The 22054-nt window shown below is 41.2% G+C and carries 18 protein-coding genes, 1 tRNA gene and 6 pseudogenes; 14 read left to right on the forward strand and 11 right to left on the reverse strand.

Features of this window, described 5'->3' with window-relative positions:
- Positions 1–15: 15 nt before the first annotated feature.
- Positions 16–603, forward strand: coding sequence for a single-stranded DNA-binding protein (gene ssb / locus HLV59_RS00995; RefSeq protein WP_005066890.1), 588 nt, complete (start codon positions 16–18; stop codon positions 601–603).
- A gap of 40 nt (positions 604–643) precedes the next feature.
- On the opposite strand, the gene HLV59_RS01000 is transcribed toward ssb, so the two are convergent.
- Together HLV59_RS01000 and HLV59_RS01005 are read right to left on the reverse strand one after the other, a co-directional pair.
- Entirely contained in the window at positions 644–967 is a 324-nt protein-coding gene (locus tag HLV59_RS01000) for an AzlD domain-containing protein (protein WP_032057180.1), read from the reverse strand.
- Positions 964–1659, reverse strand: coding sequence for an AzlC family ABC transporter permease (locus tag HLV59_RS01005; RefSeq protein WP_171429129.1), 696 nt, complete (start codon positions 1657–1659; stop codon positions 964–966). Before HLV59_RS01005 ends, HLV59_RS01000 begins: the two co-directional genes overlap by 4 nt.
- 68 nt (positions 1660–1727) lie before the next feature.
- Here HLV59_RS01005 and HLV59_RS01010 point away from each other — a divergent pair, with 68 nt between their 5' ends.
- Together HLV59_RS01010 and HLV59_RS01015 are read left to right on the forward strand one after the other, a co-directional pair.
- Positions 1728–2276: a helix-turn-helix domain-containing protein gene (locus HLV59_RS01010; protein WP_002117406.1), complete on the forward strand. Its 549-nt coding sequence runs from the start codon at positions 1728–1730 to the stop codon at positions 2274–2276.
- A gap of 305 nt (positions 2277–2581) precedes the next feature.
- Positions 2582–4024, forward strand: a complete 1443-nt coding sequence (locus tag HLV59_RS01015; RefSeq protein ID WP_171429131.1) for an amino acid permease — start codon at positions 2582–2584, stop codon at positions 4022–4024.
- Between the two features lie 65 nt (positions 4025–4089).
- Here the strand turns inward: HLV59_RS01015 and pdxR are convergent, their stop codons facing one another.
- Complete coding sequence (gene pdxR, locus HLV59_RS01020) at positions 4090–5589, reverse strand: MocR-like pyridoxine biosynthesis transcription factor PdxR (protein WP_216606750.1); 1500 nt, start codon at positions 5587–5589, stop codon at positions 4090–4092.
- A gap of 156 nt (positions 5590–5745) precedes the next feature.
- Between pdxR and gabT the strand changes: the two genes are divergently transcribed.
- On the forward strand, positions 5746–7038 hold the full coding sequence (gene gabT / locus HLV59_RS01025; protein ID WP_171429133.1) for a 4-aminobutyrate--2-oxoglutarate transaminase: 1293 nt from the start codon (positions 5746–5748) through the stop codon (positions 7036–7038).
- Positions 7035–8483: an NAD-dependent succinate-semialdehyde dehydrogenase gene (locus HLV59_RS01030; RefSeq protein WP_125698139.1), complete on the forward strand. Its 1449-nt coding sequence runs from the start codon at positions 7035–7037 to the stop codon at positions 8481–8483. Before gabT ends, HLV59_RS01030 begins: the two co-directional genes overlap by 4 nt.
- A 103-nt stretch (positions 8484–8586) precedes the next feature.
- Here the strand turns inward: HLV59_RS01030 and HLV59_RS01035 are convergent, their stop codons facing one another.
- Together HLV59_RS01035 and ycaC are read right to left on the reverse strand one after the other, a co-directional pair.
- Entirely contained in the window at positions 8587–9561 is a 975-nt protein-coding gene (locus HLV59_RS01035) for a LysR substrate-binding domain-containing protein (RefSeq protein ID WP_125739928.1), read from the reverse strand.
- Between the two features lie 20 nt (positions 9562–9581).
- The gene (gene ycaC, locus HLV59_RS01040) at positions 9582–10208 is read right to left on the reverse strand and encodes an isochorismate family cysteine hydrolase YcaC (protein WP_002052204.1); all 627 of its coding nucleotides are present in this window, start codon (positions 10206–10208) and stop codon (positions 9582–9584) included.
- 277 nt (positions 10209–10485) lie between these two features.
- On the opposite strand from ycaC, the gene HLV59_RS01045 reads away from it, so the two are divergent.
- The 4 genes and pseudogenes from HLV59_RS01045 to HLV59_RS01060 all read left to right on the forward strand — a co-directional run bounded on the left by HLV59_RS01045 (position 10486) and on the right by HLV59_RS01060 (position 14363).
- The gene (locus tag HLV59_RS01045; protein ID WP_171429134.1) at positions 10486–11358 is read left to right on the forward strand and encodes a pirin family protein; all 873 of its coding nucleotides are present in this window, start codon (positions 10486–10488) and stop codon (positions 11356–11358) included.
- A 440-nt stretch (positions 11359–11798) separates the two neighbouring features.
- Entirely contained in the window at positions 11799–13097 is a 1299-nt protein-coding gene (locus tag HLV59_RS01050) for an FAD-dependent oxidoreductase (protein WP_005066911.1), read from the forward strand.
- Between the two features lie 4 nt (positions 13098–13101).
- Positions 13102–13948: pseudogene (locus tag HLV59_RS01055) on the forward strand (SAM-dependent methyltransferase).
- A complete protein-coding gene (locus tag HLV59_RS01060) occupies positions 13938–14363 on the forward strand; it encodes a GFA family protein (protein WP_171429135.1) in 426 nt (141 codons plus the stop codon). The pseudogene HLV59_RS01055 and the gene HLV59_RS01060 overlap by 11 nt, the downstream one beginning before the upstream one ends.
- A 228-nt stretch (positions 14364–14591) precedes the next feature.
- Here the strand turns inward: HLV59_RS01060 and HLV59_RS01065 are convergent.
- From HLV59_RS01065 to HLV59_RS18755, 3 genes and pseudogenes are all read right to left on the reverse strand, one after another.
- Positions 14592–14970, reverse strand: a pseudogene (locus HLV59_RS01065) (hypothetical protein).
- A gap of 302 nt (positions 14971–15272) precedes the next feature.
- Positions 15273–15348: transfer RNA gene (locus tag HLV59_RS01070), tRNA-Thr, on the reverse strand.
- An 89-nt stretch (positions 15349–15437) separates the two neighbouring features.
- Positions 15438–16307 (reverse strand): annotated as a pseudogene (locus tag HLV59_RS18755) (LysR family transcriptional regulator).
- Positions 16308–16377: 70 nt separating this feature from the next.
- On the opposite strand from HLV59_RS18755, the gene HLV59_RS01080 reads away from it, so the two are divergent.
- Genes HLV59_RS01080 through HLV59_RS18760 form a run of 3 tightly spaced genes read left to right on the forward strand, consistent with a single transcriptional unit; the run spans position 16378 to position 17481 of the window.
- Positions 16378–16623 carry a nuclear transport factor 2 family protein gene (locus tag HLV59_RS01080; protein WP_228721990.1) on the forward strand — a complete coding sequence of 82 codons (246 nt, stop codon included), beginning with the start codon at positions 16378–16380 and terminating at the stop codon, positions 16621–16623.
- Positions 16624–16670: 47 nt separating this feature from the next.
- Positions 16671–17339 (forward strand): SDR family NAD(P)-dependent oxidoreductase, encoded by a 669-nt coding sequence (locus HLV59_RS01085; protein ID WP_267313492.1) that lies wholly within the window; start codon positions 16671–16673, stop codon positions 17337–17339.
- 46 nt (positions 17340–17385) lie between these two features.
- On the forward strand, positions 17386–17481 hold the full coding sequence (locus tag HLV59_RS18760; RefSeq protein WP_267313493.1) for a hypothetical protein: 96 nt from the start codon (positions 17386–17388) through the stop codon (positions 17479–17481).
- Between the two features lie 51 nt (positions 17482–17532).
- Here the strand turns inward: HLV59_RS18760 and HLV59_RS01090 are convergent.
- Positions 17533–17860: pseudogene (locus HLV59_RS01090) on the reverse strand (gamma-glutamylcyclotransferase family protein).
- 23 nt (positions 17861–17883) lie between these two features.
- Positions 17884–19124, reverse strand: a pseudogene (sxtP, locus tag HLV59_RS01095) (multidrug efflux MFS transporter SxtP).
- A 140-nt stretch (positions 19125–19264) separates the two neighbouring features.
- On the opposite strand from sxtP, the pseudogene sxtR reads away from it, so the two are divergent.
- Positions 19265–20170, forward strand: a pseudogene (gene sxtR, locus HLV59_RS01100) (multidrug efflux pump transcriptional activator SxtR).
- Between the two features lie 5 nt (positions 20171–20175).
- On the opposite strand, the gene HLV59_RS01105 reads toward sxtR, so the two are convergent.
- Positions 20176–21063 carry a DMT family transporter gene (locus HLV59_RS01105; RefSeq protein ID WP_171429136.1) on the reverse strand — a complete coding sequence of 296 codons (888 nt, stop codon included), beginning with the start codon at positions 21061–21063 and terminating at the stop codon, positions 20176–20178.
- 228 nt (positions 21064–21291) lie between these two features.
- Between HLV59_RS01105 and HLV59_RS01110 the strand changes: the two genes are divergently transcribed.
- A complete protein-coding gene (locus HLV59_RS01110) occupies positions 21292–22035 on the forward strand; it encodes a hypothetical protein (protein WP_016143722.1) in 744 nt (247 codons plus the stop codon).
- The last annotated feature ends 19 nt before the right edge of the window (positions 22036–22054 follow it).

The raw sequence follows: 22054 nt of genomic DNA on the forward strand, positions 1-22054 counted from the left end.
GGATGAAGACAGCTAATGCGTGGTGTAAATAAGGTTATTTTGGTTGGTACTTTGGGTCGTGATCCTGAAACAAAAACTTTTCCAAATGGGGGCTCGTTGACCCAATTTTCAATCGCGACAAGTGAAGCTTGGACTGATAAAAATACCGGTGAACGTAAAGAACAAACAGAATGGCACCGTATTGTATTGCATAACCGTTTAGGGGAAATTGCTCAGCAATTCTTGCGTAAAGGTTCTAAGGTTTATATTGAAGGTTCATTACGTACACGTCAGTGGACAGACCAAAATGGCCAAGAGCGTTATACAACAGAAATCCGTGGCGATCAGATGCAGATGTTAGATGCTCGTCAACAAGGTGAACAAGGTTTCGCTGGCGGTAATGATTTTAATCAACCACGTTTTAACGCACCTCAACAGGGTGGTAATGGTTATCAAAATAATAACAACCAAGGTGGCGGCTACGGTCAAAACAGTGGTGGTTATGGTAACCAAGGTGGTTTCGGCAATGGTGGAAGCAACCCTCAAGCGGGTGGTTTTGCGCCTAAAGCTCCGCAACAACCAGCTTCTGCACCAGCTGATTTAGACGACGATTTACCGTTCTAATCAAAGTTTCAAAAAAGGCGAGTTTATCTCGCCTTTTTTATTACTCAATCCCAAGCAAACGGATAAGTGCCGTGCCCGCGGCTGCCAAGCAAATCACCAATAAAAGCGGTACTTTTTTCCACACTAAGAAAAGCGCTAGGGCCACCCCAAATATGCGTGCGAACCCCGCGAAATGTTGACCTTCAAAAAATGTCGTCGTCACAGCAATCGCACAGAGCAAGACCGTTGCACCGTTTGACAGTAAAACTTGGTATTTTTCAGAAAACGAAAACTTGGCACCCAAGTGAAAACCAGCAAAGCGAATGCCATAGGTTCCAAGTGCTAGTAAGCCTATACCTAAAATAATGAGTAACTGTTGACTCATTTCTTTCTACCCCATATCAAGCCAAAAAGTGAAATCAGAATTGGAAGTCCTGAGGCCAAAAAGGGCGTGGTGATCAGGGCTAAAGTTGATCCGGCAAATGCAGCTTTTCTAGTGGTTTTATTCTTTAAAGCCGAAAAGGTAAGTGCAATTAAAATAGCAGGGAAAATGGCATCTAAGCCGAATGTTTTAGGGTCTGGAATAGCGCTTCCAATAAAATAACCTGCTGTTACACCCAGTGGCCAACTGAGCATAATGCCTATACCACATAACCAGTAAGCAGCTTTTTTCGTCTCAAAATCGGGCTGTGCCATACCAAACAAAACGCTTTCATCGTTCATGATATGAGCCCCGAAATATCGAGAATATTTGCCACGGATTAGTTCATTGACCGCAATGCCAAAAGGCAGATGTCTTAAATTGACGAGTAGTCCTGCAATTGCAGCCGCAATCGGACTACCCCCTACAGCCAAGAATCCAATAAAAATAAATTCAGCAGTTCCTGCGAGCACAAATACGGATAGGCAAAGTGGAATCCACAGCGCTAAGCCATAACTTGCAGCAAGTGAACCTAAAGACATACCAACGACGCTCGTTGCTAGACATACAAAGAAAATCGAGCGGGTAGTGTCTTTACTTAGTTTTTTAATCAAAGAGTAGGTAGTCATGGTGTGATATAACGAACGATTTTCCATTATAATGAATAAGTCTGATTGTTTTGTCAAAACGAACGATCGTTTTTTTTATAGAACGGATGTGGTGAATGTCTCAGCCAATCGAAATTATTGCCAAAGGTTTAACGCGTGAACGTCAAAGAGCAGGGCTTTCATTGGCAGAGGTTGCGCGCCGTGCAGGTGTTGCCAAATCTACACTGTCACAATTAGAGGCAGGACAAGGTAATCCAAGTATTGAAACCTTGTGGGCACTTTGTGTTGCACTCAATATTCCATTTGCACGTTTGATGGAAGAACCGAGCAATCAAGTGCAAGTCATTCGCTGTGGTGATGGGCCAACGGTGAGTTCGGAGATTGCCAATTACAAAGCAATTTTGTTGGCAACTTGTCCGCCGCATGCGCGCCGAGATGTTTATTTATTGATTGTTGAGCCGGGCGAAGATCGACTTTCAGAACCCCATCCGGTCGGTTCTGTGGAGCATATTATTGTGGTTGAAGGTAAAGCTTTGGTGGGCTTAATTGATGAAGCGGTTGAGCTCGGTGTTGGAGACTATATTTGTTATCCAGCTGACCAGAAACATATATTTAGAGCATTGGAAACAGGCACAAAAGCATTGTTAATTTCTGAACAGAACTAAAGAATTTCAATCTGATTAAAATAAGAACTAAAAGCTATTTAGCAACCTCCCCTACAAAAAGGGCCAATTTTGCGTATAAATTTTGCAATTGGCTCTCTCTTTTATTACAAAAATGGCTCTCGTTTCTTGAGTGCCGAAACGACAAATTAAAGCCATTGGAAGTATGCATACGGAAGCGCCGGATAAGCTCAGTGAATTTTCTGTTTTAGGAATTGGGCAGAACGGCTAAATTTTTAGGGGATATTTTTTGGCTTCGGAGGGTTTCCGAGACTAGCCGATATCCTCCATATATTAAGGAAAATGATATGGCAGCTCATCAAAATGGTTCTGAAGCCAATCACTCCCAAAGTTTAAAACATGGACTCAAATCACGCCACCTCACTATGATCTCGATTGCGGGGGTTATTGGTGGCTCTCTATTCGTTGGCTCGGGCAGTATTATTTACAATACAGGACCTGTAGTTTTTCTAACTTACGCTATAGGTGGTTTACTCGTTTGGTTCATCATGCGTATGTTAGGCGAGATGGCCGTTTTAAACCCTGATAGTGGCTCTTTCTCAACTTATGCGGACCGTGCGATTGGCCGTTGGGCAGGATTTTCAATTGGTTGGTTGTACTGGTGTACTCTGGCCATGCTCATGGGTTGGGAAGCCTATGTAGCAGGTAAAATTCTAAACAATTGGTTCCCGTTTATACCGATCTGGGTCTATATGGTCGTGGTGATTGGTGCACTGGTTGTCGTCAATTTACAAAACGTGAAAAACTATGGTGAATTTGAGTTCTGGTTTGCGCTCATCAAAGTCATCGCGATTGTTATTTTCCTTGTGATTGGTAGTTTAGCCATCATGCATTTGTGGCCTTGGGGTAATCCGGCTGCTTCTGGTATGAGTAATTTAACTTCTCAAGGCTTTATGCCAAATGGTGGCTCATCCGTTATTACAGCCCTACTGGGAGTCATGTTTGCCTATATTGGCGCTGAAATTGTTACCGTGGCAGCGGCAGAATCGGCAAATCCATCGAAAGAAATTCGTAAAGCATCGAACTCGGTTGTTTGGCGAATTATTTTATTCTATGTAGGCTCAATGTTTGTGGCGGTGTGTTTGATTCCTCACAATAATGAACTTTTGAAAGATTCCACGTGGGGTACTTATAGTGTGACTCTGTCTGCACTGGGTATTCCAGGGGCGCGCCATATCGTTAACTTTGTGGTGTTAACATCAGTATGTAGTTGCTTTAATTCAGCACTTTATACGTGTTCACGTATGTTGTTCTCTTTAGCTAAACGTGGTGATGCGCCGAAAAGTTTTGGTTCTGTGAACAGTAAAAGCAGCCCTTGGGTGGGCGTGATTGTGTCATGCTTCTTCTCTGTAATTGCGGTAGTTTTAACTGCAACCGAGAGTATGAATGTTTATGACTTTTTCATGCTAACCACTGGTGCGGCAACACTCTATGTATACCTGACTATTGCTTATTCTCAGCTTCGTATGCGTAAAAAGCTTGAAGCTGAAGGCGTGAAAATTGACTTTAAAATGTGGATGTTCCCTTATCTAACTTATGTGGTGATCTTTGCAATTATTGGTGCAATTCTTACCATGTTGATTGAAGGCACCTACTTTAAAGAAGTGATTTACACCACAGCGCTGTTCGGCATTATTGTGTTCTTCGGTTTGTTGTCTGAAAAGCTAGGTTGGGGTAAAGATCGTCGAGCGACCCATTTAACTCATAGTCATGAAGAAAAGTTAGTTTAAATTTTTAAATGAAAAAGAGCCTTACAAACAGGCTCTTTTTTATTTGTTTTAATAACAGAGGGAAGTTAATTTAGCGTAGGTACGCCTGCTTCACGTAAGCATTGGAGCAAGACGCCAAAAGCCATCACCATATCTTTTTCATTTACACAAGCAAAGCCCATCAGTAAACCACGCTCTGCATGTGCATGCGACTGCATGTAGTATTGTGAAAGTGGGCGAACTTTGACACCACGTTCAAGCGCTGTGGCTGCAATCGCGACATCATCGCAAGAGTTTGGCAGTTTTAAAACCAGATGTAATCCTGCTGCTTCGTCATATTCATGAATAAATTCGGGGCCAAGATAACGTTGAATTAAGCTCACCAAGTAGTCGCGGCGCTTGCCATAAAGTAGGCGCATACGGCGAATATGCGCTTCATAATGGCCTTCACGAATAAATTCAGCTAGGGCTTTTTGCTCAAGCAAGTGTCCACCACGATAAAGCTCGGCTGCTACAATGCGTAATGGTGAAAATAACGGCTTAGGTACGACTAAATAGCCAATTCTTAAGGATGGATAAATAGTTTTACTAAACGTGCCCATGTACAGCACAGGCGCATCATTTTCTAAACCTTGTAAAGAGGGATAAGGCTGACCCGAGAAACGGAACTCACTGTCATAGTCATCCTCGACAATCCAGCTATTGTGCTGACGTGCGATTTGAATCAATTGTCTGCGACGATCAAGACTTAAATGTGAGCCAAGCGGATATTGATGTGAAGGCGTGACAAAAATGAGTTTAGGAGGCTTGGCCGGATTTTCCTCAGGAATAATGCCTTCAGCATCGACAGGCATCGGCTGAATATCTAGACCATTAATACGCAATGTATTACGCATTCCCCAATAAGCAGGATCTTCAATCCAGATTTTGTCTCCCATATCACTGAGCGCACGTGAGACTAAATCAATCGCTTGGTGAATGCCTTCGGTAATAATAATTTGGTCAGCATCGCACTGGACTGAACGCGCAACACGTAAGTAATCTGCCAATGCACTTCGAAGCTCAATACAGCCACCAGCATTACTGTAAATTAAACGGTTAATGTCTGGTTCGCGGCTTAAACGGGCCTGAATGCGACTAAAAATATGATGTGGGAACTCAGTTACATCGGGCGCTCCCGGCACGAAAGCTCCCCATTGATGCGGCGAGGCTGCGGCATAGCCTAATAAGTTTGAGCCTCGATTTGAGAGCGCATAAGAGCTTTGAACTTTAGGGCTAGAAACTACTTTTTTCTTATTTTGTGTATTTAAAAAACTCTCTGGTAATTTTTCGGCAACCCATGTGCCGTGTCCCGTACGGGCTTCTAAGTAGCCTTCAGCTTGTAGCTGTTCATAGGCACTAAGCACTGTATTTCTTGAAACATGAATTTCACTGGCTAAGTCGCGTGAGGCAGGTAGACGAGTCTTGGGCTGGATGACTCCATCAATAATGGCACCACGCAGGCAACGGAAAAGGCGTTGATGTAGTTTCCCTTCAGTGTCCTGTTGGAGTCGTTGCAGCAAATGATCTCCAAGTAAACTACGCAATTGGCTCTCTCCTACAGTTAAAAAGTGGCTCTCGTCAGTTGGCATCAGACGAGCGAAATTACATGCATAGGCAGTCGTTGTAAAGCACCCTGAAAATTAAGCACAGGATGCAAGAAACCAAAGCTGCAACTGATGATGAAAATATGAGGGAATCAAATGGATAATCAACATTCTGCACTTAACGCACGTAAACAGCAAGCAACTCCACGTGGTGTAGGCGTGATGTGCCAGTGGTATGCGGAAAAAGCTGAAAATGCTACGCTTTGGGACAAGGAAGGCAACCAATTTATCGACTTTGCTGGTGGTATCGCGGTTTTAAATACAGGCCATCGCCACCCTAAAGTGATTGCAGCGGTGACTGAACAACTTACTAAATTTACGCATACTGCCTATCAAGTAACACCATATGAAAGCTATGTAGCTTTAGCTGAGCGTATTAATGAACGCGCGCCAATTGCTGGTCCTGCAAAGTCTGCTTTTTTCACTACAGGTGCAGAAGCAGTTGAAAATGCGGTGAAGATTGCTCGTTGCTACACAGGTCGTCACGGCATTATCACTTTCGGTAACGGTTTCCACGGTCGTTCATTCATGACGATGGCAATGACAGGTAAAACTGCACCTTACAAACGTGATTTCGGTGTAATGCCAGCGGGTGTGTTCCATGCGCGTTATCCTGTACCTGCTAAAGGTATTTCAGTAGACGCGGCGATTGAAAGCATTGAAGATATTTTCAGTGAAGATATTGCACCACATGATGTTGCAGCAATCGTACTTGAGCCAGTACAGGGTGAAGGTGGTTTCAATGTGGTGCCTGCTGAATTCTTAAAACGTTTACGTTCAATTTGCGACAAGCACGGTATTTTACTTGTAGCTGACGAAGTGCAATCAGGTTTTGCTCGTACTGGTAAATTGTTCGCAATGAACTATTACGAGACTAAAGCAGATCTCATTACGATGGCGAAAAGTTTGGGCGGCGGTTTCCCAATTTCAGGTGTTGTTGGCCGTGCAGAAGTGATGGACGCTCCTAACCCAGGTGGACTAGGTGGTACTTACGCAGGTAGCCCGATTGCGGTTGCTGCTGCGCATGCTGTGATTGATGCGATTGAAGAAGAAAACCTATGCGACCGTGCAAATGAATTAGGTGGAGAGTTAGTAGCTACCCTTAAAGATATTCAACAAGCAACAGGCGACGTAGTAACTGATATTCGTGCTTTAGGTTCAATGGTTGCAGTAGAGCTTGAAACAGCTGAACAAGCAAAAGTTGTACAAAACTATGCAATGGAAAACGGGTTGTTACTTCTTACTTGTGGTAAATACGGTAATGTAATTCGTTTCTTATATCCATTAACCATTCCTGCTGAACAATTCCGCCAAGGCCTTAATATCTTGAAACAAGGTTTTGCAACTCTAAAAGCAGGTAGTGCAAAAGCAATGGAGCAATCTGCATGATTCAAAATAATTTGCAGTATTTATTAAAACATCCTGATATTTCATTAGAAGCACCTGCATCAAATGACTATGTCGAGGTAAATGATGCTGCTACGGGTGAAACTTTGGCATGGGTAAAAACCTATGACCGTGCAGGGGTTGAGGCCGCAATTAATCGTTCAGCAAAAGCGCAAGCTGCTTGGAAAAAGCAAACCGCCTTGGCGCGTGCTGATGTGCTATTGGCATGGTATAACCTCATGCTCGAGCACAAAGAAAATCTGGCTCAAATTTTAACTGCTGAGCAAGGTAAACCATTGGCAGAGGCACGTGGTGAAATTGGTTATGCAGCATCATTTATTCGTTGGTTTGCAGAGCAAGCGCGTCGTATTGATGGTGAAATCTTAACACCTACGTTGCCAAATCAACGTTTGCTTGTGATTAAACAAGCGATTGGGGTTACTGCTGCAATTACGCCGTGGAATTTCCCGGCTGCCATGATTACGCGTAAAGCAGGTCCAGCGATTGCTGCGGGTTGTTCAATGTTGGTTAAACCAGCAGAACAAACGCCGTTAACCGCTTATGCGCTTGAAGTATTGGCTTTACAGGCAGGTTTACCAGCTGATGTTTTAATTAACATTAGTGGTGATGCAGTTGAAGTTGGTAAAACCCTATGCGAAAGCGATATTGTTCGTAAGCTCAGCTTTACAGGTTCAACCCAAGTTGGCCGTATCTTGATGCAACAATGTGCGCCAACCATTAAAAAGCTTTCGCTTGAACTTGGTGGTAATGCACCAGTTGTGGTATTTGATGATGCTAATCTTGAACAAGCTGTTCAAGGCATTATGGCAAGTAAATATCGCAACAGCGGTCAAACCTGTGTGTGTGCTAACCGTATTTATGTTCAAGACGGTATTTACGATGCATTGGCAGAGCGTCTGGTTGAAGCTGTGTCTAAGCTTAAAGTTGGTGACGGCCGTCAAGAAGGTTCAACCCAAGGGCCTTTAATTGATGAAGATGCGATTGCAAAAGTTCAGTCTCATATTGCAGATGCAACCGAGAAAGGCGCAACAGTTCGTATTGGTGGTCAACGCTCGGCACTTGGTGGCACATTCTTTGAACCAACGGTTTTAACTGGCGTAACTCAAGACATGAAAGTGTCTAAAGAAGAAACTTTTGGTCCGCTTGCACCACTATTCCGCTTTAAAACTGAAGATGAAGCAGTGGCGATGGCGAATGATACCGAGTTTGGTTTAGCTGCTTATTTATTTACTCAAAGCACAGCTCGTCAATGGCGAGTGGGTGAAGCACTTGAGTACGGTATGGTCGGCATTAACACGGGCGCGATTTCAAATGAAGTTGCTCCGTTTGGTGGCGTAAAACAGTCAGGTCTAGGCCGTGAAGGTTCAAAATTCGGCATCGAAGAATATGTCGAAATGAAATACCTCTGCGTAGACTTATCTGAGTAAGGAACCAAACGAGATCGTTTTGTTCTGAACGAAAACATGCAGTTATGCTGTATGTGATGTGTCACAAAAAACCGGTCATGCCCATTCATGACCGGTTTTTTATTTAAGTCGGTAGGTATCCTTCATGGCTTTCTGGTAAACGTCTGAGTTCTTCAATCAGGGTTTCAATGAGTTTTTCAACCACAAGACGTTGGCCTTTTCTGGACACATAAACCAGTTGTAGCATGCCAATATTCGACTTCCAGTCAGGAAGAATATGAACCAGTGTGCCTTTACGAATTTCAGATTCGACAGTTAAAAAGGGAAGATCGGCAATGCCTAAACCATCCATCACGGCATAGTAAACGCCTGCCAAATCATTACTTTTTATTCGTGGTTGATAAGGCACATCAACCGATTCACCGTTACGAATATTGCATAAATGCCAAATATAATTTTGTTTTTGAGTCCCTAAGCTAATACTTGGAAATTCCTGTAACTCGGAATAATGCTCAATAGTATGACCTTGCAATAATTCAGGCGAAGCCACTAGGCAGTGGTCGGTTTTAATCACATCACGAACAATTAAATTTGAATCTTCATTCGGTTCGAAATTGGTACGAATGGCGAGGTCGATATCATCATGCAAAATATCTACTCGACGGCTCGTCAGCTCAAGCGATATTTCAACTTTAGGGTAGGTTTTTAAAAACTGATTTAAAATTTTTCTAATTTGAAAATGCATCATTAAGGGCGGGCAGCTTACTTTTATTACCCCTTGCGGTTCACTTTTTTGCTTTAACAAAACGTTTTCTGCACATTCAACTTGAGCAATAACTTTGCAGCATTCCTCATAAAATTCTTGACCCAAGTCGGTCACTTTAAAATGGCGGGTAGTTCTTTGAATCAGGCTCACATTAAATTTATTTTCAAGATCAATAATACGTCGGCTGAGTTTCGATTTACTTATATTTTCGGCTTCACTGGCCGCACTAAAGCCGCCGTGTTTTACGACTAAATAGAAATAATAAAAATCATCAAAAGAGCTTATCAATGTCCGATCAATCCATTTAAATTTAAGATTAGAGCGCTTAGGCACTCTAATCTTAGCAATTCAGCTTATTTTTGCGATGTATTAAAACTATAGCTGGTCATCAGGTTACGGTAATCAGGAATATGATTTGAGAAGAGTGCACCGAGACCTTCCACATCATTACGCCAGTCACGGTGTAACTCACATGCCATACCAAACCAAGTCATGAGCTGAGCACCTGCTTTTGACATACGGTCCCAAGCAGCGTCACGGGTTAATTCATTGAAAGTACCAGAAGCATCAGTAATCACAAATACTTCAAAACCTTCTGCGAGGGCAGATAAAGCTGGGAATGCTACACAAACCTCAGTCACTACACCTGCAATAATCAGTTGTTTCTTACCTGTCGCTTTGACCGCTTTTACAAAGTCTTCATTGTCCCAAGCGTTGATTTGACCAGGGCGTGGAATAAAAGGTGCATCTGGAAAAAGTTCTTTTAACTCTGGAACTAAAGGACCATTTGGACCGTTTTCAAAACTGGTAGTGAGAATAGTCGGTAAATTGAAATATTTCGCCGCATCTGCAAGCGCTAATACGTTGTTTTTAAATTTATCTGGGTCGATATCTCGAACTAAAGAAAGTAAACCTGCTTGGTGGTCAACTAAAAGAACCGCAGCATTATCCTTGTCTAAGCGCACGTAATCTTGAGCCATTTTTTATTTCCTCGTGTTATCTAAATGAATAATCAAAAATTATTGAGTAGGTCGTTATTGCCTAAAATTATGCTAGTTGAGTTTTATGTTGTGTTTAAGTCTAAAAAATAGGATTAAGAATTTTAAAAATAGGACGATCAACGAGACACTTTCTGAAAAAGAGGGATTGTCTCATAGATGAAATAATGTGTTGCTAATCCTGATCTATAAACTGCAATTATTGGGGCGTAAAATCAATCTCAGTTCAAGAAAATCCTACATATATAGGAGAGATCAGATGAAGAAATTTCTTGGTGCATATCAAAATAACCACATGCATTGGGTGGGTGATGGTTTCCCTGTATATAACCTATTCTCTTATGACCGTTTAGGCCAAACCCTAAGTCCATTTTTGCTACTCGATTATGCAGCGCCTTATACATTCTCGCCAACGACTGAACAGCAAGGTGTCGGTTCGCATCCTCACCGTGGCTTTGAAACAGTGACCATCGCCTACCAAGGTGAAGTAACTCATAAAGATTCAAGCGGCGGCGGCGGAACCATTAAAACTGGTGATGTGCAATGGATGACTGCGGGTGCAGGCGTGTTGCATGAAGAGTTCCATTCTCCTGAATTTGCAGAGCATGGTGGTCTGTTTGAAATGGTGCAATTGTGGGTAAATTTACCTGCTCATTCAAAAATGACGCCTGGAAAATACCAAGCGATTGAAGCGAAAGATATTCCAGACATTGCACTAGACGAGCACGGTAGTCATTTACGTGTGATTGCTGGTGAATATGCAGATGCAAAAGGTGCTGCAACTACATTTAGTCCATTAAATGTATGGGATGGTAAATTGGCTAAAGGCCAAAAACATACTCTCTATGTACCTGAAGGTTACACCACGCTTGTTGTAGTATTAGATGGCGCGGTTGTGGTCAATGATGCAAATCGCCTTGAAGGTAAAACCGTTGCGATTTTGTCTCGTGAGGGTGTTGAGTTTAGTTTGAATGCAGAAGAAGACACTAAATTCTTAGTGTTAACTGGCCAACCACTCAATGAACCAATCGAAGGTTATGGTCCATTCGTCATGAATACCAAAGCCGAGATTATGGAAGCGATTAATGATTTTAATCGTGGAAAATTCGGTTCAATCATGCAAGAAGCATAAATTGCCGAATTGCGTTCGATTAAGCTCTAAAAGCAAAGTAATAAAAAGCCCGCTATCAAGTGTGAATAGCGGGCTTTTTCGCTGTAAAGGTTCTATTTTTATGATGGTTTTCATTGTTGTTTCGGCATTGTTTTGTGTGATTTGCTTCTCATTATTATGAGTTAATAATATATTAAAAAAAGATACTTGTAAAACAAATGATATAAATATAGTTAAATTATCTTATTTTATTTAAAAGATTTTTTTTAAATTTTTAAAAAATATAGAGTTTTATGCCTTCATCTGCTTTTGTAAAATTTTATGAAAAACTTCTGGCTGAATCTTTTAAATTTCTTATATATAAATTGATGCAAAAAATAAAAATCTGGTAGTTTTTAATACGGCGTTTTTTTAGGGTATGAGTGATAATCAAAAAAATTCTCGAAAAATGGGACATCATTTTGAATATCGCAATTATTGGCAGTGGAATGGCAGGGCTTGCGGCAGCAAGAATTCTGAAAGATGCAGGGCATACGATCACGATATTTGAAGCACTTCCTGGCCGGGGAATGGATAGCCATAGCATTGAGTTCGATGGTGGAATTATTGATGCACCGCTACGTGTGATGAATCCTCACTTATGGAAAAATACACTTAGCCTTGCTGCTCATTTAGGTATTAAAACCTTCCCGGTTCGTACTTATATGTCTTGTAGTTGGTTATTCGAAGATCGTACGGAAACATGGTTAACGACTTCTCGTAGCCGTATTGGTAATTTCCCGATTATTAATAACCGTAAAGGCATTCAGCAATATGGCTGGCGTCTTGTGAAAGGGATGTTGCAATTAAAAACTGCGATTCACCAGTTTTTCAAATCTAAAAATCAAGATATTACCCTTGCTGAATTTATTAATCAGAACGATATTGAAGAAGTATTCTGGCATGGCGTGGTTATGCCAGTGCTCTATACAATTTGTACGTGTAATCCAAAAACAATTGGCGATTGGCCTGCAAAAAACCTACTTGAGTTTTTACGTCACTTAACTGATGGCGACATGTTGTTGCGCATGAAAGGTGGCACACCAGCATTTGTAGATAGCTTGATTAAAGGCATCGATATCCATAGCGGATCGGCAATTAAGAAAGTTGAGCAACAAGGCGAAAAAGTACTGGTTGAAAATAGCCAAGGTGAACAGAACTTATTTGATCGAGTGATTGTTGCAACGCCAACATCTAAAATCGATGAGTTTTTAAATCCTGAACAATTTGCAGAAGATATGAACTTGCTTAAGCAATTCCGCTTTGAACAAGGCGATCTTGTGATTCATACCGATGCGACAGTCATGCCTCCACGCCGTAAAGACTGGTCAGTGTTGAGCTACATGATGGACCGTAAGTTTACGCGTCAGCAATTCACTGTATGGATGAATGCGGTCGAGCCAACACTCGTAGGTAAAAATCCTGTATTCCAAACTTGGCGTCCAGTGGTTGATATTGACCCTAAAAAAGTGATTTCCAAAGTGACTTTAACGCGTGCGGTTGTAGACTCGCAAACGGTTGCTTTAAACAAAGAATTGCAACAACGTCATTTAGACCCAAGCCGTAAAGTATTCTACTGTGGTTCATGGTCGTGCGATGGCTTGCCAATTTTAGAGTCAGCAGTCACTTCTGCCATGCATATTGCTGAAATTTTAGGTGCACCTTTACCATTTGTAGGTTTAAAACCTAAGGTAGAAGTTGCCCCAGAACTCGGCTACTAAAATTGTGAAAACAAAAGTTCGAGCAGCTCTCTCTAGGCTTATCCCTCATAAATATGCAATTGATGCATCAAACTTGGGAGATGATGGGGAGCTTGCTTGGACAAATTTGGGTTTTTGGAAAAATACCCAAAGCTACCGTGAAGCTTGTCGCCAATTGGCTGATCATTTGGCACAAGCTGTCAATTTAAATTCAAAAGATCATCTCTTAGATTTAGGCTGCGGACAGGGTGCAAGTTTGTTGTACTGGTTAAAGCATTATCAGCCTAAAAGCCTTAGTGCAGTTGACTTACAAGTCCAATGCGTTCATAAAATTCAAAAGCTTATTCCCGAAATAAGTCAGATTTTCTGTGGTTCTTTTTTAAATTTAAAACAATTTGAATTTAAAACAAGGCTTCGATGTAGTGCTATGTATCGATGCGGCTTATCACAGCAATTTAAATTCATTTCTAGATTCGGTTACACCAGTTTTAAATTCAAAAGGTCGATTAGGTTTTCATTACTTAATGCGTGCCGACTCATGTCAAAACATGACTGCCCTACAAAAACAAAAACATCGGTATTTACTCAAAGCAGCAGACGTTGTTTGGGATGCTGTGCCAAATGAAAAACTGCTAAGAACGGCTTTGGAACAACAAGGTTTTGTCGATATTCACATTGAAGATTTATCTGAGCAAGTATTACTCGGTTTTTCACAGTATATTCAAAATCAGCAACGACAAAATCAAAGCCGAGGGTTGGCAAATTTTAAAATTCAAATGACCGCAAAGTTATGCCAACAACTCTACCAAAATGGATATGTACGTTATATTCAAATTACAGCAATAAAAAATAGGATGAGCCATGTCAGCTAAATATCAAGGATCGTGTTTATGTGGAGCGGTGAGCTACCAAAGCGCAGCAGAGCCACGTTATAGCTTTAATTGCCACTGTCGTGATTGTCAGAAGGCCACAGGTTCAGCCTATGCACCCATCGCTTTTTTTCACCAATCTGAATTGAAAGTAAGTGGCGAGCTTAAATATTTTGAGACTTTAGGATCTTCTGGCCGACCGATTAAACGAGCTTTTTGCCCGACTTGTGGTTCCCAGCTTTTTGGCTTACCTGAAATTGCTCCTGAAATGATTTCAATACGTGCAGGTACGCTTGATGACCCGAGTCTCTATCAGCCCAGAGCAGAGGTGTTTGTGAGCCAAGCCCATGCATGGGATACGCTGAACCCCAACCTTAAACACTTTGAAAAAATGATAGAGAAGAAGAAAGAAGGATAGAGGTAGTCTGACAGGCCCGTAAGCCTTTTCTTACAGACATTCGGGAAAATGACTTCTTTTTATGACCTCACGAATTACCTATGATGAACTCATCAGGAACAGGAAGTTCCGAAACGTAAAACAACAATAATAAGTTTAAGCATCAGGACGTGAGGTATTACAGGAAGTGTACCTAGTAACGAAATACGAAAAAAGCCCAACAGGATGTTGGGCTTTTTTCATTTTGTATTAATAAACTTGTTTTCCACCCAATGCTGCACAATCAACAGGTGTATTCCATTTCACCGCAGTACCTGTAAGTACGGGACGAACAATACGCCATGGCCAGAAGCCAAATCTTTGGCTTTGGTGATAATTAATCACTACATCTGCACCGTATTTACGGGCAACATTGGCTACTTTAGGTTTTACTTCTTCAAAACCCCCCATAAGTTCCTTTCGCGGCTTTAATACGTTTAATAGATTTATAGTGTTCTGCTGAAGGAGTACCCTCAATTAAGCAAATAGGTGGGTTTGCAATAGTTTGTATTTGAGAAGCTGTATCTTGAGCAAATGCAGTTAAAGGTAAAGCTAGAAATAAAGTAGGTAAAATAAAACGGAGTCTCATATTTTTCCTTGTTAGTATCTTAATGAATTAAAGTTTTATAATAGGTCTTATGAACAGGTCCCTATTTGGTGGCGCATTATAATCTTATATTTTAATATTTATTATTTTAATATTATATTTTTTAATAAATTAGAGGGATTATATTTAGTTTTTAAAATAATAATTTTTTAGAATTTATTTTAACTTCATATTTATAATAAATTTTTAGATAAGTATATTTCTTCAAAACATGATGGATAGACTATGCCTAAAATTACAGACAACAAAAACCCCATAAATCAAATATTCATGAGGTTTAATGATGGTGCCGGCACACGGATTCGAACTGTGGACCTACTGATTACAAGTCAGTTGCTCTACCAACTGAGCTATGCCGGCGATGTGGTGAGAATTTACAGTTTCTTAAAAAATTACAAGCCAAAATTGAGCAGTTAGATGTTTTCTCATATCTGATCATGGCAAACAGTTTAAAGAATGGGATAGGAAGGAATAAGTCGCTGTTCACGCGCTAAGTCAATGAAAGCACGTAGCGCAGCACTAGGATGTTTTCCTTGTGGTAATATAAACATAGACCTGCATAGTGCAGGTGTCCACTCCTCCAAAACACGTATGAGTCGACCTTGTTCGATGAGATGAGCGACAAACCAATGTCCTGTATAAGCTAAGCCAATACCAGATAAAGCACTATCAATGGCTAACATAGGTATCAATTGTAAGATGTCCTGAAACATCGACCGTTAAAGATTCATTGTTTTGAGTAAATTCCCATTATAAATTTTACCGCTAGGTAATCGTAGGCGAATGCATTCATGCTTTAATAAATCAGAAGGTATGTGGGGGATACCATGTGTATTTAGGTAAGCTGGTGTTGCAACTACCGCCATGCTTTGATTAGGGCCTATTTCAATGGCAACCATATCTTGCGGGACGGTACTCGCGAAACGTATACCAGCATCAAAACCTTCTTTCACAATATCAATGAATTCTCCGTCAGAAACGAGATCAACTCGTACATCCGGATAGCGACAGATATATTCAATGATTACAGAATGCAGAATTTGTCGAGACATACCTTCTTCCGCATTGATTCTTAATGTTCCTGAGGGAGTGGCGCGACGGTCTAATGTCTCTTGAACAGCAAGATCAATTTGTTCCAAGGCTGGGGTAATACGATTTAAAAACTGTAGTCCTGCTTCGGTCAGTGAAACACTACGGGTTGTACGATTAAATAAGCGTATTCCTAAATTATGTTCTAGCTGGGCAATATTTCGGCTAAGCGCTGAAGATGACAATATGGTTGCAAGCGCAATCAGGTCCGGCTTTTGCATCATTCCCATATTATCCCTCTTATATAAGAATCTTGTAGGGCTACAATCGAAAGCATCAATTTATATAAGGCTTAGATATATGGCTCACCAAATTTTATTGCCATCAATCATTCAACACTATTTTGAATCAGATCGGCAGACGGCAGAAGCAGTAGTTGCTTGTTTTACAGAGCATGGTGTCGTGCGCGATGAAGGACACGAATATATGGGGCATAAGGCTATCTTAGGCTGGAAACAGCAAGCTTCGAACAATATGAATTATGCTGAACCACTGAGCATAGAGATGCAGAACGGAAAGCATGGTTTTGGCACGTGTAGAAGGTAACTTCCCCCGTAGTCCGATCAATTTACATTATGCGTTCCAGATAACCGATGAAAAAATTGAAGTATTGGAGATTACCGTATGAATTTTCCTTTACAACTCTTAGGAAAAAGGCGTTAGTAACAGGTGGCAGTAAGGGAACAGGAGCCGCTGTTGTAAGAGCATTACATGAGGTAGGTGCGGAAGTCATGACTGCTGCTCGCCATCCTGTACGGGATTTACCACAAAATGTGCATTTTATTGAAGCTGATTTAACTACAGCTAAAGGATGCAGTGAGCTAGTGCAGGCTGTGCAGAAACACTGGGGGAAAATTGATATTGTTGTACACGTTTTAGGTGGTTCATCTGCTCCGGCAGGCGGGTTTGCTGTATTGGGTGATGAAGAATGGGAGAGAGAAATTAATTTAAATTTAATGCCCGCCATTCGTCTGGATCGGGCATTGATACCTCTGATGTTAGAGCAAGGTTCCGGTGTCATTATTCATGTAACTTCCATTCAGAGAGAACTGCCTTTACCAGAATCAACGACTGCATATGCAGCAGCAAAAGCGGCGTATCTACATATAGTAAAAGTTTATCTAAAGAGATTTCTCCAAAGGGAATACGTGTTGTTCGCGTTGCGCCGGGATGGATTGAAACCGAAGCTGCTGTGGCTTTGGCAGAGCGTCTTGCACTCGAAGCAGAAACAAATTATGAAGGTGGGAAGCAAATCATTATGAATGCTTTGGGTGGAATTCCGTTAGGGCGCCCAAATAACCTGAAGAGGTGGCAGATTTGATTACTTATTTGGTCTCTGAACGGGCTTCGGCGATTACGGGTACTGAGTTTGTGATTGATGGTGGTACAGTGCCGACTGTGTGAAATATAAAGATGCGTGCTATCTGCTTTTATGAAGACAGCACGCTGTTTGATTTATTGAGTTTTCAACACATAGATAAACGAATCAACACGTTCGCCACTATTTAAAGTGACTTGCACAGGTACTTTCATAGCCTTCACCTTCAAAGTCATCGAGTAATTTCCAGTTCGCGTCTAGCTGTTCTGAGCTAAAAACAAAACCTTGCACTTGATTGCTACTATCATCAAGTACAATTCCCGGATAACCTAAATCTGCTCCCCAACCTTCATTACGCAAGCTTCCATTTACCCAACCTTCTGACCATTGTCCGCCAATATTTTCAAGTATATGTGCATTAGGACGACCCGGGCCTAAAGTGCCATAAACAAATAAATTCGACATGTGATTTTCCTTTACCTTAAAAATTAATGCGCTTTCGCGTGTGTGGTATAAACCGCTAAAATATTCCAAATAATGAAAGTACGACGGTAAAGCTACAATCGCACCCCAACCGCCGTGTAGCCAAAACCAACCGCCCGCCGAGCCGACAATACTTGAGCCCATATAGTAAAAAAGTAAGTAGAGTGAACTGGCGTGGGCTTTAGCTTGTTTACTTTCAGCACCTACAGAACTACTTGTAAGTGAGTGGGTAATAAAGAAACCCGTAGTATAAATGCAATGCCAATAATAATGCCGAAAAGTGAGGTGAGTAGGGTCATGAGGCTACCACAATCATGAGTGCAAAGCCACTCATCATCATGGTTTTTTTACCGAAACGCTCGGCTAGCGTTCCTGCCAACGATGAAGACACCATGCCAAAGCTATACGACAAGAAAATAAGGCTAATTTGCGTCTGACTGAGTGAATAAGGCGCTCCACTTAAACGGAAAGTGGCATAGTTAACAAGGTCACAAACACGCTAGTGAGCAAGAACCCAATGGCAAACAGACGTAATAGTTTTGTATTGGTTAAATGGGTACGCCACATTTGCATGTGAAACCCTAAATTCAGTCCTTTTTTTCTGTACAAAATTACGTGAGGCTGGCAGTAGATTGACGAAGGCGATTGAGCAAATAAAACAGATTGCTCCAAGTAAACCTAAAGCTGTGCGCCATGAAAAATACTCAATTAAAATACCCATGCCGACACGGCCCATCATGCCACCAAAAGCCGTACCTGCAATATATAGACCCATGGTTTTACCCAAGTGCTCAGGTGCAATTTCTTCGGCAATCCACGCCATAGTGACTGCGGGTACACCACCGAGCAACAAGCCTTCTAGAGCACGCGCCATCAGTAAGCTGTGCCAGTTCGGTGTAAACATTGAGACAATATTTAAAATTGCGGCACATAACATAGATGTAAAGATCACGCCACGACGGCCAATCGCTTGTGAAAAGGCACTCGATAGCACAATTGAAATGGCTAAAAAGGCAGTTGTTAATGAAAGGGCTAAAGAACTACTCGCAGGGCTAATTTGGAAACTTTGGCTAAATGCGGGCAACAGTGGCTGTACACAATAAATCAGTGAGAAGCTGGCAAAGCCAACCAAGAATAAAGCAAATCCTGCATGCTTATAGGCTTTAGTGCCTTTGTGAATCCACTCGCGGGACAGAACAGAAGTCGCCTCAGTGTTTAAGGTACTGGGTGTAGATGAAGAGCTCATATCATGACCATGACAGAAAGAAATAGCAGTGCTTTGGGGGCATACTGCATCGAGAAAATTCGATAAATTAAAATTAGCAATTTGAAAGGTATTTTTCTAATATATTTAACAATAGGTCATGATATGTTTTATATATAGCGATGGAACTAAGATATACGCTACTTTTTAGCGGTAGCAGAAGAAAAAACTTTACCAAAGCTGCGCAGCGCTTAAACATGAGCCAGCCGCCTTTAAGCATGCAAATACGAGACTTAGAAGAAGAGCTGGGTGCAGACTTATTTATTCGATCACCTCATGGGGTGGAGCTAACTGAAGCTGGGCTTGCCTTTTTAAATGCCATTCAGCCTGTACAGCAGCGTGTGGAAGATGCAGCGAACCTTTTAAACAAGTGGCAAATGGCGAAGTCGGTCAATTGCGATTAGGCTTTACAGGGACTTCAATGTTGAACCCTTTAATTCCTAAATGTGTTCGCTATTTCCAGCAGCAATATCCGAAAGTGAATTTAAAACTTGAAGAAGCCAACACTTTACTGCTCATTGACCTGTTGCTCGATGACCGTTTAGATGTCGCAATTATTCGCTCACCTCGCAACATTCCAGACAGTTTAATTATTCAAGAATTATTGGCAGAGCCACTCATTGCTGCTTTGCCTTCCGAGTCTTTTCAACTCGACGATGCATCATCAGAAATTGATTTAACGGCACTACGAGAGCTTGATTTTATTGTCTCGCCGCCTTCAATTAGTGCTGGGCTTTTTGATGCGATTAAACAAGCCTGCCATGAGCGTGGCTTTGAACCGAAAATTGGACAAAACGCTCCACAAATGTGTCGATTTTATCGTTAGTATCTGCAAACTTAGGGGTGTCTTTGGTTCCCGAGTCGACTAAACAATTGCAAATACAAGGGGTGGCTTATCGCTCTTTGAAGCGCCTGTACCTACGGTGGGTTTAGGACTTGCTTATAAAAAACACGCCCCTTCACAAATGGCGATTAACTTTGCCAGTGTGGTGCAAGTGGCTTGTCACCACGCAGACGAATATCAATGAATCGGCTAGCTTATTTTCGGCGCTTTGCTCATTAAAAAAATGCCGGCAATAATAAAAATTGCGCCATATAAAAACGATAAAGTTGGCTGTTCATGAATGAAAACCCATGCCATAAGCGCTGCGAAAATAGGTTCTGAAAGCTCGGTCACTTGTACCTTTGCGGCACTCATATAAGACAACGCTTTGGTGGTGCAGAAAAAGCCGAGTATGGTCGGCAGCACAGCTAAACCAACTAAGCCTAAAATAATGTCACTATTAAAGTTTATGGTGTGTAAATTTATTAAAAACGGAACAGCAAGATAAACACTGCCAAACAGCAATAAATACTTGGTTAGAAACAGCCCGCCGTTTAATTTGAACTTTTTCACTAAAACCGAAAATAGGCCATAACCTGTGCCGGCAATAGAAGCATTGATCAGCATTAAGATGCTATTTTCACCTTTCCACGAAATAATACTAATACCCGCGACTGCCAATAATGTTCCAATAAGAGAATGAATGTAGATACTTTCTTTTAAAATAAACCGACCAAAAAATAGGGCAGAGATGGCAGCCGAAGCCATGAGTACCACCACAACATTGGCCGCTGCACCGTGGTTGTAGGCAATGGTTTCGAAAAAGAATAAAGAGAAAATCCCTAAAAAAGCACATATGGCAATTTGGGTAAAAACGCTGAGTTTACTTGGCGTGCTGCTAATAAAAGCAATCTTTTGGCTAACAGGCACTTTAAATAAAAACACACTTAAAAAGAAAAAGGCGATGATGGTTTTTAAAAAGGCAATATCTTGTGGACTTAAGCCACTGTGCATGAGTAATTTACTAATTACACCAATAGAAGCATTAAGTGCGGCCGCACAAAGTGCAAATAGGGTTCCAATAATTAAATTATTCACGCTTATAATTCTTCCTAAGTTTTACGCATGCAGTCTACAATATTTTTTGGATGAATATTCAACAAAAATAACCAATTAACGCTTAATATTCTCAATGATTTATTCTGAATTAATTTAATAAACTTTATAAAAATCTAAACGCTTCTAATAGAGTTTTGTTTCAGAGAATTGTGATTTATAGAGCTTACTCATATTATATAATTAGTTAATTATTAAAGAATTTTAAAAATGATTAAATCGATTATTTCAGGTTGTGCGGTTCTCACACTTTCAGCATTGGCGGTGACTCATGCAGAATTTTCTTATGAACAAGAATTACAACAAGGCTGCAATAAAGTGAAGCAATATGCGAGCTTAGGTAAGAAATTCTACGACCAAAAACAATATAAAAAGGCACTCGAAAATTTCCAAAACCAAGCGTCTTGGACTGCATTTTGTAAAGCCAATCAAGATGAAACTACAGGTAAATTTACTGACCGTGATATTGAAGTTGCCAACAATAACGTGGGCTTAGCCTATGCTAAATTGGGTCAACCACTTTGGGCAAGATCATGGTTTATGCTTGATGAAAAATCAAAGTCGAGTCAGTTTAATCTTAAGCAATTACCTCAACCTAAAGCGTCAAATGACTTGTCGGGTGAATATGTGCGTTACTCAGGTTTTGGTGAGTGGGATCACATCACGGTGAGTCGTGAGAAGGGGCAATATGCAATCAGTTATGCCGGTTTATATATGGGACTTAGAGGCTTGATCTACGGCCCAAATATGGGTGAGTTTGACACCAAAATGCCGACTAATAAAAAGCAAACGGTTTATAAAAATGAAGACTGCCGAATTCAGCTCGATTTTAAATCTAATGCGAAATTAGGCAATTACATTCAGGTCAAACAAAACGAGGGCAACTCGGGTTGTGGCTTTGGACACAACGTGTATGCCGATGGAACGTATTTAGAAGTTGAGTTTGGGAAATAACACTAAGAATATAGGGAAC

Origin of the sequence: Acinetobacter lactucae (genome assembly GCF_013122135.1) — a bacterium.
Classification (GTDB): Bacteria; Pseudomonadota; Gammaproteobacteria; order Pseudomonadales; family Moraxellaceae; genus Acinetobacter; species Acinetobacter lactucae.